A 12759-nucleotide genomic window follows, 5' to 3' on the forward strand; every position below is an offset into this window, starting at 1 on the left:
CTTCACGGCCAGGCCCGTCCTGGCCTGCACGGAGCTCCACCGTCCTGACGCTGGGCGGGGCCAGCTGGCTGTCGAAGTGTTCACCGGCAGTGAAGGCGGCGAAGCAAGCGGATAGAAAGGCCGTCCCCTGCGGGTCAGGAACTGGCGGCCTTGTCCAGCTTCAGGGTTACCGGTCCATCCGGGTCCGGCTGCAAGAACACCTCGCTCGTACTTGCCGTGTAGAGCTGGATGTCTCCCACGTCCCGGCCGCCGCTGGTGTCATCTGCCTCCAGATACACGAAGTTCGCATCTGAGCCGGCAGTCCAACTGCCGCTGAAGGAAACCGACTCGGCGGTCCCGTTCCACCACAGATCGCTGCCCGAGATGCCCGCGACGGAAAAGCGGCCACTGTCGTGCAGACGGATCTCTCCGCCCGTCTCCTCGCTGCGGTAGATCCCGGGCACACCTGCGGGGTCGACCTCGACCGCACCGATCGCCACACACCCGGATGCGAACACCGCCACGGCGGCGCCGAGCACGCAGAACCGGCCCTTGCGTGTGCCTGTGATCCTCACGGTGCTCCCCCATGCATCCAGCCCCTTCGGTGCGATCCAGCAGCAGATCCACCACACGACAGCATAATTTGAACACGCTCAAAAAGTAAGCGACCAGGTTCCCCAACCTCACGGAAGGGCACGGGGACGAACGGGACGTGAACAAGCTCGAGCAGCAGATGGAGCGTCCCCCGCGCCGAAAGCGTCCTTCCTCTCCGCGCCGTCGACGCCAACGGAAACCTTCCGGAGTGCTGGACCTGACACACCGTCCAGGGGAGAAAACGTCTCTGTCCCCACGCCGAGCAGCGGGCCCGCCGACTCGGAGCGTGATGACGATCTCCCTCAGCCCGAGCCGCACCCACGTACCCGTCCCACGCCAGTGATCCGCAAGTGACTCAGGGAAGCTGAGCCTCAGACTCTGATCTCTCCAGCCGGGCAAGGGCCTGCGCGTGAGCGCGGTCGAGGGCGTCGGCAGCGGCACAGGGGAGGTCCGGCCGCACACCGGTGCCCTCCCAGTTCGTGCCGGAGACGGGATTGATGGCACGGCCGACAGGGACCGTGGCCTCCAGGTGCGGGTGCACCGTCCAGCCGTTGCACGGGTGCGCACCGCCACGGGTGGACTCGCCGACGACCACGGCCCGGCCGAGCTGCTGGAGGTTGTAGGCCAGCTCCTCAGCGGCGGAGAAGGTGTTGCCGCTGCACAGCACGTACAGCGGCTTGCTGCCGCCGAACCGCGAACCGGGCACGTACGGCAGGCTCCAGGACTGCTCATGGCGCTCCCCCTCGCGCCAGTACATGGTGTTGAGGTGGGTACGCTCGTCGAGCAGATAGCTGCACACGAAGGCCACCGCGTCCGGGTCACCGCCCCGGTTGCCGCGCAGGTCCACGATCAGCGCCCGAGCACGAGAGGCCAACGACAGCACCGCACCCAGCGGTTCGGCCGACCAGTCCAGCGGAAACAGCATCGGTGCCAGCTCCACCACAGCAACGCCTCCATCGAGCAGCTGCACCCTGGGCGCGCCACCCAGCGAGGTGTCGAAGTCCCGGCGCATGGCGTGCAACGTCGCCTCCCCCTGCTCCGCGGGGACCGGCTCGCCGTGGTGCTTCAGCCTCAGGTGCCGGTCGCCGTTGACGGACTGCAGGTCGGCAGTGACCAGACGGGCGAGTTCGCCGGCGTCGTCGACGTCGTAGGCCCCCTCGGCAAGGCGCCGTCGCAACAGCCCGCCAAGTTGCTCGGCCACCTCGGGAAACACGTAGTGCTCGATCAGCAGCCGGACCGTCCCGTCGATGACAGAGGCCGCCGCAAGTTCCGTCGAAGTCGTCATGGCAGGAAGTACAACACCACCCTCGCCCAAGCGTCGCAGGATTCATATACCTCCGGCACCGGAGCACCACTGGCAGCATCAACCGTGCCTTCAACGGCGCCGTTGTGCTTCTACCGTGGCGAGGTGCTGGTGGTGCGGCCATGGCGCCAGGGACTGGGCACAGCGGTACTGCCGGATGTGTACCGGGACATCATGGAGGTCATCGCCGATGCACCAGGCCCCTTTGCAGGCCAGACAGATCGTGCCTCACTGCGATCCTCGCCGGTCACGCTGCCCGAGCCGCTGCCGAGATGACCGCGCAGGCGTACGCGGAACGGCTGTCCTCGGCCCGCCGCGACGCCGTCGCCATCTGCGCCCGCTGCCTCACCGTCCACCTCGACCAACTCCATTACGACGCCGCCCTCGCGGCGGGCTGGCCGATCGCTACCGGTGTCGTCGAAGGTGCCGGCCTTCACCTGGTCGCTGACCGACTTGACATCACCGGAAACCACTGAGGACTCGAAGGAGCCGAGGCCGTCCTGCTTCTTCGTGACTGGGACCTGCACACCAGCAACGGTGTCGACCTGTTCACTTCCGCCACTTCAAAGGATCCGCACGCATCGCGCTTCGCCACGACGCCGACACCGACCGCGTGTGGCGCCACCCAACAACGGCTACGGCGCCGCAGCGCCGAACCGTCGGGTGGGCCCCGGCACCTGCTCGGCGGCGGACGCCTTGCCCGGACGAACTCGGCCGGCTCCTAACGGCGTTCGTCCTCGCGCCGCCCATCCGCGACGCGGAACACGTCCTGCGCCGTTCGGCCCACCTGCTTTTCCAGTCGGCACGGCGTGGGTCGCTGGCGGTGCTGCTTTCCTGCGGATTCCGGGCTCTGCGACATGCGAGCCGGACGATATGGACTTCCCTGCGAGGAGTCGAGAGCGCACTGAGGGTCCGGCGCATTCGCCGCATCGCAGGTATGCAGCAAGGCCGCTCAGCGGCGCTTCCGCGTACGTGCACTCATCAAGGAAGGCGCACATCATGGTCCGGATACCTGTCCTAGCCGTGGGACGACACACCACCACGCTCGCTCTGAGTTTCGCCGCCGTGGTCGGGCTCGCGAGCACCACGATTGCCGCCCCAGGCACGAATCCGATCCCGCACATCGACTGGACATCGTGCGGCAAGCCGGAGTTGGCCGCGTTCCAGTGCGCGACCGCAGAAGTCCCGACCGACTACGACGACCCGCGGGGCGCCACCACCACCATCGCACTGACCAGACTCCCCGCGACCGACCCCGCCCGCCGCATCGGCTCCCTGTTCACCAACCCCGGCGGGCCCGGCGGCTCCGGAGTCCAGTTCGTGCAGACCGCCGGCCCGATCGCGTACGACCCGAGCGTGCGTGCGCGCTTCGACATCATCGGGTTCGATCCGCGGGGCGTGGCCGGTTCGGATCCGGTCACCTGTTTCGCCGACGCAGAGGAAGAGGGGGCCGCGATGGCCGCCCTCCCCGTGTTCCCGGTCACGCCGGAGGAGGAGCGCTCGTACCTCCGCGAGGCGCCGAGGGTCGCCGAAGGGTGCCTGCGGCGCTCGCGCGAGCGCATCGAGCACGCCTCGACGGCCAACGTGGCCCGGGACATGGACCTGCTTCGCCAAGCGGTCGGCGACGCGAAGCTCACCTACGCGGGGTACTCGTACGGCACCTTCCTGGGAGCCACGTACGCCAAACTGTTCCCCCGCAACGTTCGCGCCCTGATGCTTGACGGTACCGTCGAGCCGGACAACTACACAGGGCGGAACGGCGATTCGCGTCCGGTGACCGTGCGCACCGGTCAGGGGCCGGCGGCCAGCCGCGCTCTGGACGAGTTCCTGCGGCTGTGCGGTGCGGCCGGCCCCGCCCGGTGCGCACTGGCCGGGCTGGGCGACCCGCGCGAGGTCGTCGAGCGCACACTCGCGCGCCTAAAGACACGACCGGTGACCATCGACCCTGGGCACGGAACTCCCGTCGAGGTCACCTACCCCTTCGCGGTCGAGACCCTCTTCAACGGCCTGTACTCGCCACGGAACTGGACCACTCTCGCTCAGACCTTCGCGGCGGTGGCTGCCGCGGGCAACGCGGACCTGGAGCGGCCTTCGCCCGAAGTCGCTGCGTATCTGCTGACTCAGCGGACCTTGCAGGGTGAGGACTACGCGTCGATCGGAGGGACTCTGGCGAACCTGTGCGACGACACGCTCAACACGCTCAGGCCGAGAGACTTCCCGGCCCTCGCGGCGGAGGAGGAGGCGAAGGCCCCGCACTTCGGCCGCTACCGGACCTGGCAGGGATTGTCCTGCACGAAGATCGGCAACGAGGATCACGACGCGTACTTCGGGAGTTGGCAGCAGAAGGCCACCGTGCCGGTCATGGTGGTCGGCACCCGCTACGACCCGGCGACCCCCTACCGGTTCACCCGGCCGTTCGCCGATAGGTTCCCCGACGGGCGCGTGGTGACCCTCGAAGGCTGGGGGCACGGGGGCACTCTCCTGCAGAGCAGGTGCATGGACCGGCTGGCAGCGCGGTATCTGATCGATGTCGAGGTGGCGGACGGTGCCGGCTGTCGCCCCGATACGCAGCCGTTCGCCTCCAGTCCCACCGCGGCCACGACGCTGACGGTGACCGTCGCGGGCACATGGCCAGGTCGTAGACGACCTGGAGGGCTCATGAACGGCCGTCGGCCGGCAGAGCGAGCGGAACGTACTGTGTGGCGCGCCCATGGGAGTCCAGAAGCCAGCCCATGCGTTTGGGCGTGTGCAGGGCTATCGTGCGGTCCGCCACGTCGAGCTGGGGAAGCCGCTCGGCGAGGAGGGATTCGAACGGGCCGATGCCGCTGAGGTCGCGGAGCCAGACCATGACCAGAAGGTTGTGGGAGCCGCTGACGGACACGGACAGCCGGACCTGTTCCATGCGCGCCAGGGCCGCGCCGGTGTGCTCGAGGAGCTGATGGGGAACACCGGCGCGATAGAGGGCGACGGCGCGGTACCCGGCCAGCGGGTGGGCCAGATCGCAGCGCAGAGTGATCTCCTGGTCGCGGAGCATGCGCAGCAGGCGCCGACGGGCGGTGAACTCGCTGACACCGATCATCGCGCCCAGTTCCTTGTATCCCATGCGGCCGTCCCGGCCGAGCGCGGTGCGCAGAGCGTCGTCGTGCGGCGCGTCCCTGGTACGGGTCCGGGCGCTGTAGGAATCACGGCCCCTGGCCGCGCCCTCCGGCAGGAGGGCGCGGCTCGTCGGAGGGATGGCCCGGGTGCGCCAGTCACCGCCCTCCCCGAAGACGGTCAGGCCGAGGCTGGTGCGCGTGGACCGGACGCCTCGCAAACCGCCGATGGTGCCGTGCACGGCCCGTCCCAGCGAGTGCAGGTCGGCGGCGGTGACCGTCAGGAACAGATCGAAGTCGCCTGTCATCTCCTCAACGCTGATCACCCACGGGAGCCGCGTGAGCGCGCTGCTGACCGCGTCGAACCGCCGTGGCCCGCAACGGACTTCGACGAAGGCGATGGTGGCCGTGCGGGGCGTCTCGTGCGCGGTGACCCACGCAAGACCCCCCGAGCGGAGCCTGTCCCAGTGCCGGGCAGCCGTCGTGGCGTCGATGTCCAGGGCCCGACCCAGCTGCGTCCACGTGGCGCGCGGTGCGGACTGCAGGGCATCGACCAGTGCCAGATCCACCTCGGAGAAGCCCACGCTGTCATCCAGTACGGGGGCGTGACTGCTGCTGCTTTCCTGCAAGTTCGCGGTCCTTGCGCATAGGAGTCGGACGATATGGGCGTTCCCCGCCATGGTCGAGTATCGGCCACTGCAGGTAAGGAGTGCCAGATGGCCCCTCCGCTTTCTCGCACCACAGGATCCGTACCGCTGAGCGGGCCCACCCGCACCACGGTGATCCTGCTGTTCGCGGCCTGGTTCATCGACTACGCCGACCGACTCGTGATCAATTTCGTCCTGCCGTCCATCGGCGACGACTTCCAGCTGAGCCACAGCCAACAGGGCCTCGTCGTTTCCGTGTTCTTCCTGGCGTACGCCGTGTGCCAGATACCCGGCGGGGTGCTCGCCGACCGGATCGGCGGCCGCCGCATGGCTCTGTGGGCACTTGCCGTGTGGACGTTGTTCACCGCGCTCACCGGTCTGGCCTGGTCGTTCGCCGCGCTCCTCGTGATGCGGGCGCTGTTCGGCCTTGCCCAGGGCGTTTTCCCGCCCGCCGCCACGAAGATCCTCGTCGAGCGGTCGCGGCCCGAGGAGCGGATGCGGGCGAACGGCCTGATCCTGAGCTCCAATTCGCTCGCGGCGGTCATCACGCCGCTGGTCATGGCGCCTGTGGTCGCGGCCTTCGGCTGGCGTTCGGCCTACATCTCCATCGCGGCCCTCGGGGTCTTCGTCCACACCGCGATGCGACGGCGTCTGCCGGCCCCGTTCGCCGACGCGCGGAGCCTGCCGTCGGACACCGCAGGCGGCGACACGACGACGCTGCTGAAGTGGGGGGTGCTGTGGCGTTTCGCCGCGATGATGTTCGGCTACAGCGTGATCATCTGGGGGCTGAGCACCTGGGTCCCGACGTATTTGAAGGACGAGCGCGGAGTCGACCTCGGTGCGGCAGGCGCGCTGATGGCGATCCCGGCACTCGTCGCGGCGCTGGCGACGGTTGTCGGCGGCCGGATGGTGGACAGGACGGGCGGTCGGCACCGGCGGATCGTCGTGCCCGCGATGGCGGTGGCCGCCGTGACCCTGCCGGTCATGGCGTACGCGTCCAGCGTCGCCCTGTTCATCGTGCTCGGTACGGTGGCGGTCTTCTCGGCGGCCCTGTGCTACATGCCGATCATGGCCGTGCCGATCCGCAGCCTGTCCGCCCAGCACATCGGTGTGGCCAGCGGAATCATGGTCTTCGGCGGCCAACTCGCGGGCGTGGCCGCGCCCGCCGTGATGGGCGTGCTCGCCGACGCCTTCTCCTTCCACGCGGCCTTCGCCTTCCTCGCGCTCGGGGCGCTGATCGCCGCGGCCGGGGCGTGCCTCACCCCCCAGGACACCGATGCCTTCCTCGCCACGGCAGACGACCGCATCAGCGCCGCCACCCGGCTCTCCTCCGGCCCGGCCTCCCTCACGACTGAAAGGGAACCGTCATGACGCGCACCGATCACCCCGTGCTCTGCGGACTCCGCCGGGACCGGCGCGCTGCGGCACTCGCTTCCGTCCGCCCTGCCGCGCTTCTGGGCGGTGCCGCATGAGCGAGCTGATCGTCCGCAACGCCGTCCTGCTCGACATGGAGTCGGGCGAGTCGCAGCCCGCGTCGTCGGTCCGTGTGTCGGGCGAGCGGATCGTGGAGGTGGCGCCGGGACGCCGTCTCACCGGTGACGCGCCGGTCCTCGACGCGGGTGGCCGTACCTTGATGCCGGGGCTGATCGACGCCCATGTGCACGCGGCCGTCTCCACCCTCGACATGCCGGTCATGGCGCGACGACCGGCCACCCACATCGGCATCCAGGCCGCTGGACTGCTCGAGGCCATGCTCCGGCGGGGGTTCACGACCGTCCGTGACGCCGGTGGGCTCGACCGGGGCGTCACGGACGCCCTGGACGCCGGGCTGTTCAATGGACCGAGGGTGTTCCGCTCGGGCCGTGTCATCAGTCAGACCGGCGGTCACGGAGACTTCGACCCCGCGTCCAACGATCCGCACCTGTGCGCCTGCCACATCAGCAGCACCTGGTTCGCCCATGTCGCCGACGGATCCGACGCCGTGCGCCGCGCCGTCCGCGAGGAGCTCAAGGGCGGCGCCCATCAGATCAAGATCATGGCGAGTGGCGGGCTGTCCTCGCCGACCGACCCCGTCGACATGGTCCAGTACACGCCTGAGGAGATACGGGCCGCGACGACCGAGGCCGCGGCGCGCGGCAGTTACGTCATGGCCCACGCCTTCGCGCCGGACGCGATCGTGCAGGCCGTCACCGCCGGAGTGAGGTCGATCGAGCACGGCCTGCTGCTGGACGCCGCGTCCGCACAGGTCATGGCCGAGCACGGTGCCTTCCTCGTGCCCACTTTGGTGGTCGTGGAGCAACTGGCCGACGTCGGCCGACGCTGGGGATACCCGGCGGAGAGCCTGGACAAGGTCCGGGCCGTGCTGACCTCGGGAGCCGAGGCGATCTCGGTCGCGCTGGACGCCGGGGTGCGGGTGGGCTTCGGCACCGACCTGCTCGGCGAGTCGCACCCGGCGCAGAGCCGTGAATTCCTGCTCAGGGCGGAGATCCAGTCCCCGCTCGACGTCCTGCGGTCGGCCACCATCGTGAACGCCGAACTCCTCGGCCACGCGCACGAGTTGGGCCGGATCGCTCCCGGCGCCCTCGCGGATCTCCTTCTCGTGTCCGGCGATCCGCTGCACGACTTGTCCCTCCTGGCTGACGACGGAGCGGGGATCGACCTCGTGATGCGTGGCGGAGAAGTCGTCCTCAGCGACCTGCCGTAGGGCACGCGCCGAGGGTCCCGCCCGTCCCGTGTCCCGTGGACGGACGGCGGGACATTCACCCCACGCCCCGGTTGCCTGCGCGCGGGCAGCCGGTCTCTCCGCCACGCCACCGACCCGACCCGACCCGACCGCACAAAGGAACCTTCATGACATCGGCCGCCCCTCTCATTCCCCTTGAGGACTTCTTCACAAGCCCGGTCGCCACTGCCGGATCGATCTCCCCGGACGGAACGAGGATCGCGTATCTGGCACCCGAGCAGGGACGGCTGAACGTCTGGCTCCGGGACGTCGACACGGACGACTCCGTGTGCGTGACGCACGACCGCCGACGCAACGTGCACAGCTGTCACTGGACCGACGACCCCCGCTGGCTGCTCTATACGCAGGACGGCGATGGCGACGAGAACTGGCACCTCTTTCGTGTCGACCTCGACCGGCCGGACGTCCCGTCGGTCGATCTCACCCCGTTCCCCGGCGTGAGGCTGGCGGACTTCTGGCAACCCGCCGGTCTGCCCGGCATCGTAGTCGCGGTGCTCAATCAGCGCCGCCTCGACCAGTTCGACGTCCACCACATCGACATCGCCACGGGGCGGATCACCTTGGTGGCGCAGAACCCCGGCCACGTCAGCGAGTGGCTGTGCGGCCCCCGGGGCGAGTTGTTCGCCACGGTGATCCCGCCCACCGGTGGCCACGAGCTGCATGCCTGGGACACCGGCAGCGCGACCATGCGGCTGATCACCGCCTACGACGGGGCCGATCTGCCCATGGGCCTCACACCGACCACCGTCACCCCCGACGGCACCGGTATCTGGATCGGTTCCCACGGCGAGGGCGACCTCCTCCGCCTGGCCCGGCTCGACGTCGCCACCGGCCGAGAGAGCGTCATCGACAGCCACCCCGACCACGAACTCGACACGCGCAGCGGCGTCAACCCGGCCCATCCGGGACCGCTCATCCTCAGTCCGCGCACCGGCGAGATCCTCGCCGTCCGCTATCTGGGAGAGCGACAGGTCCTTCACCTGCTCGACGCGCACTTCACAGAGGTGCACGAGCGACTGTCCAGGCTGTCCGACGGCGATCTCGCCACCGTCACCTGCGACCGGAACGAGCGCCGCTGGGTGGTGAGCTTCACACACGACACCGAGCCCGGAGTCACGTACTACTACGACCACGCAACGGGCGAGAGCCGTGAACTCTTCCGCCCGTACCCGCACCTCGTCCCGGCGACGCTCGCCGAGAAGCTGCCCGTCGCCGTCCCCACACGCGACGGGCTGACGGTGCACGGCTATCTGACCCTGCCAGTGGGCGCCGACCCGACGCCACTTCCGCTGGTGCTGCATGTGCACGGCGGCCCGTGGTTCCGCGACAGCTACGGGTACGAGCCGCGCGTCCAACTGCTCGCCAACCGCGGGTACGCCGTGCTCCAAATCAACATGCGCGGCTCGTCCGGCTACGGCAAGGCCTTCACCCGGGCGGCCATCGGAGAGTTCGCCGGCCGGATGCACGACGACCTCATCGATGCCGTCGACTGGGCCGTGGAACGGGGGTACGCCGATCCGGACCGCGTCGCCGTCTGCGGCAGCTCCTACGGCGGTTACTCGGCGCTCGTCGGCACCGCCTTCACCCCGGACGTCTTCGCCGCCGCGGTGGACCTCTGCGGAATCTCCAACCTGGCGAACTTCATCCGCACTCTGCCCGACTTCGCGCGGAGCCTGATCGGCAACAACTTCCTGACGTACGTGGGTGACCCGGACGTCCCCGAGCAGGAGGCCGACATGCTGGCCCGCTCGCCGATCACGCGCGTGGACCGGATCAGAACCCCGCTGCTGGTCATTCAGGGGGCCAATGACGTGCGGGTCGTGCAGGAGGAGTCCGACCTCATGGTGGAGGCGCTGCGCGTTCGCGGGGTGGAGGTCGACTATCTGGTGCAGGCGGACGAGGGACACCGCTTTCAGAACCCGGAGAACCTCATCGAGATCCACCACAGGATGGAAGGCTTCCTCGCCCGCCACCTGGGCGGCCGCCAAGCCGGGAAGTAGCCGCGGGCAGCGCCCACCGGTCGCATCAGGCGCCGGGCAGGGCGCCCGTCACCTCGGACGCCTGGGCCCGGCGGGCCGGTCACCCCTCGCCTGCGGCCCTCAGTCTCAGAGTGTCGAGCACCACACGCACCGATGCGCGAGGCGGCATACCTCTGCGGGTCGCCGCGGTGATCGTCCGCGTCATGGGGCCGGCCAGTTCTCGGGTGGCGACGCGATAGCGCCCGGCTTGCACGGCGAGGCCCGGCAGGAGCGTGACTGCATGCCCGGCCTCGACGAGTTCCAGTGCCAGCATGTAGTTGCTGAACCGGCCCACCACCCGAGGCTCGAACTGCGCCTGCCTGCACAGTCGTAGCGCGAGATTCGCCATGTACGACTGAGGGATGTCGAGGGCCCAGGACTCCTCGGCGAAGGCGGCCAGGTCCGCGGGCCCCCGCCCGGCAGCCGGGTGATCGGGCGGCAGCACCAACAGGATCGGGTCCGCCGCCAGGGGCACGAGGTCGAGGTCGGGGCCGAGCTGCTGCTCGCCGAAGTCGGTGGTCGTGATCACGATGTCGGCCTCGCCCGCCCGGAGCGCGGGCACGCTGTGGTGCGGCTCCAACTCCAGCAGTTCGATGGAGAGATGGGGGTACGTGCGGGCCAGACGCGTCATCGCCGGTACGGCCATGGTGTGCACCACGCTCTGGAACGCTCCGAGCCGCACCAGGCCCGAGGGCTCCTCGCCGAGCCCTCGCAGCTCCGCCTCCACGGCATTCATGTGGTCGAGGATCATGCGTGCACGCTGCGCCAGGATCAGCCCCGCGGACGTCAGGCGTATCCGCCGCCCCGTGCGTTCGATCAGGTGAGTGCCTGTCTCCTTCTCCAGCACCGCGAGCTGTTGGGACACGCTCGACGGGCTGAGATGGGCCGCCGCGGCGACCGCCCGGACGGTGCCCAGGGCCTCCAACTGGGTCAGCAGCCTCAGCCTCAGGGGGTTCATCACCGTTCCATTGTTGTGCGGTTTTCCCGAACAGCAAGAGCGGAACTGTGTGATGGACGCGACGCTCAACGCCGCCCTACCGTCGAGGACATGACTACTGCGCCTGCTCCGTCCTCTCCCCTCGCGGCCTCCGAGTCCACGTTCTGGGCCGATGCGGACCGGCACCTCGTCCGCTACGGCGGAGGCTTCACCCGAGAGATCATCGAGCGAGCCGCCGGAAGCTTCGTGTACACGGCGGACGGCAGGAAGATCCTCGACTTCACATCCGGTCAGATGAGCGCGATCCTCGGGCACGCGCACCCGGCCATCGTGGAGACCGTCCAGCGCCAGGTCGCCCGCCTGGACCACCTGTACAGCGGCATGCTCAGCCGCCCGGTCGTCGAGCTGGCCCGGCGCCTCGCCGAGACACTGCCGGCGCCCCTGGAGAAGGCGCTGCTCCTGACCACGGGCGCCGAGTCGAACGAGGCCGCGATCAGAATGGCCAAGCTGGTCACCGGCAAGCACGAGATCGTGTCGTTCGCCCGGTCCTGGCACGGCATGACCCAGGCTGCCGCCTCCGCCACCTACAGCGCGGGCCGCAAAGGGTACGGTCCGTCCGCCCCCGGCAACTTCGCCATCCCGGTGCCCAACGTCTACCGCCCCGACTTCACCACGCCCGACGGAGACCTCGACTGGCGCCGCCAACTCGACTTCGCCTTCGACCTGATCGACGCGCAGTCCACCGGCAGCCTCGCCGCCTGCCTCGTAGAGCCGATCCTCAGCTCCGGCGGCATCATCGAACCACCGCCCGGCTACTTCGCGGCCCTTCAGCACAAGTGCCGCGAGCGCGGCATGCTCCTCATCCTCGACGAGGCCCAGACAGGCCTGTGCCGCACCGGAACCTGGTACGCCTTCGAACGCGACGGCGTGGTCCCCGACATCCTCACCCTCTCCAAGACCCTCGGTGCCGGACTGCCGCTGGCGGCCGTCGTCACCAGCGCAGAGATCGAGCAGACGGCGTACGAGCGGGGCTTTCTCTTCTTCACCACCCATGTCTCCGACCCGCTGGTGGCCGCCGTCGGCAACACCGTCCTGGACGTCCTGAGCGAGGACCGTCTCGACGAGCGAGCGCACGCACTCGGCGCATTCCTGCGCGCCGGTCTCAAGGATCTGGCCGTCCGCCACGACGTCATCGGCGACATCCGCGGACGCGGACTGCTGATGGGCCTGGAACTCGTCACCCACCGCGACTCGAAGCAGAGCTCGGACGAGATGGGCGCCCAGGTCACGCGCCGCTGCCTCGAACTCGGCCTGCACATGAACATCGTCCAGCTTCCCGGCATGGGCGGCGTCTTCCGCATCGCGCCCCCGCTCACGGCGACCGAGGAGGAGCTGGCGCTCGGGTTGTCGATTCTGGACAGTGCCTTGGGAGAGCTGGTCTGACGG

General features: G+C 69.3%; 8 protein-coding genes and 2 pseudogenes. 6 read left to right on the top strand and 4 right to left on the bottom strand.

The window, feature by feature from the left end; translation table 11 throughout:
* Positions 1 to 134: 134 nt before the first annotated feature.
* Both ACYBSK_RS19260 and ACYBSK_RS19265 read right to left on the bottom strand, forming a co-directional pair.
* Entirely contained in the window at positions 135 to 554 is a 420-nt protein-coding gene (locus tag ACYBSK_RS19260; protein WP_457478395.1) for a hypothetical protein, read from the bottom strand.
* Between the two features lie 374 nt (positions 555 to 928).
* On the bottom strand, positions 929 to 1858 hold the full coding sequence (locus ACYBSK_RS19265) for a S41 family peptidase (protein WP_460242596.1): 930 nt from the start codon (positions 1856 to 1858) through the stop codon (positions 929 to 931).
* 245 nt (positions 1859 to 2103) lie between these two features.
* Here ACYBSK_RS19265 and ACYBSK_RS19270 point away from each other — a divergent pair.
* Together ACYBSK_RS19270 and ACYBSK_RS19275 are read left to right on the top strand one after the other, a co-directional pair.
* Positions 2104 to 2349, top strand: a pseudogene (locus ACYBSK_RS19270) (ISKra4 family transposase); the annotation flags it as partial.
* 526 nt (positions 2350 to 2875) lie between these two features.
* Positions 2876 to 4354: pseudogene (locus ACYBSK_RS19275) on the top strand (alpha/beta fold hydrolase); the annotation flags it as partial.
* Positions 4355 to 4532: 178 nt separating this feature from the next.
* On the opposite strand, the gene ACYBSK_RS19280 reads toward ACYBSK_RS19275, so the two are convergent.
* Positions 4533 to 5597 carry an Lrp/AsnC family transcriptional regulator gene (locus tag ACYBSK_RS19280; RefSeq protein WP_460242597.1) on the bottom strand — a complete coding sequence of 355 codons (1065 nt, stop codon included), beginning with the start codon at positions 5595 to 5597 and terminating at the stop codon, positions 4533 to 4535.
* An 87-nt stretch (positions 5598 to 5684) separates the two neighbouring features.
* Between ACYBSK_RS19280 and ACYBSK_RS19285 the strand changes: the two genes are divergently transcribed.
* The 3 genes from ACYBSK_RS19285 to ACYBSK_RS19295 all read left to right on the top strand — a co-directional run bounded on the left by ACYBSK_RS19285 (position 5685) and on the right by ACYBSK_RS19295 (position 10358).
* A complete protein-coding gene (locus ACYBSK_RS19285) occupies positions 5685 to 6986 on the top strand; it encodes an MFS transporter (RefSeq protein WP_460242598.1) in 1302 nt (433 codons plus the stop codon).
* A 97-nt stretch (positions 6987 to 7083) separates the two neighbouring features.
* Positions 7084 to 8319: a metal-dependent hydrolase family protein gene (locus tag ACYBSK_RS19290; protein WP_460242599.1), complete on the top strand. Its 1236-nt coding sequence runs from the start codon at positions 7084 to 7086 to the stop codon at positions 8317 to 8319.
* Between the two features lie 146 nt (positions 8320 to 8465).
* Positions 8466 to 10358, top strand: coding sequence for a S9 family peptidase (locus ACYBSK_RS19295; protein ID WP_460242600.1), 1893 nt, complete (start codon positions 8466 to 8468; stop codon positions 10356 to 10358).
* A 79-nt stretch (positions 10359 to 10437) separates the two neighbouring features.
* Here the strand turns inward: ACYBSK_RS19295 and ACYBSK_RS19300 are convergent, their stop codons facing one another.
* Complete coding sequence (locus tag ACYBSK_RS19300; RefSeq protein WP_460242601.1) at positions 10438 to 11334, bottom strand: LysR family transcriptional regulator; 897 nt, start codon at positions 11332 to 11334, stop codon at positions 10438 to 10440.
* Positions 11335 to 11424: 90 nt separating this feature from the next.
* Here ACYBSK_RS19300 and ACYBSK_RS19305 point away from each other — a divergent pair, with 90 nt between their 5' ends.
* On the top strand, positions 11425 to 12756 hold the full coding sequence (locus tag ACYBSK_RS19305) for an aspartate aminotransferase family protein (RefSeq protein ID WP_460242602.1): 1332 nt from the start codon (positions 11425 to 11427) through the stop codon (positions 12754 to 12756).
* Positions 12757 to 12759: the final 3 nt, after the last annotated feature.

This window comes from Streptomyces sp. BYX5S (assembly GCF_054724165.1).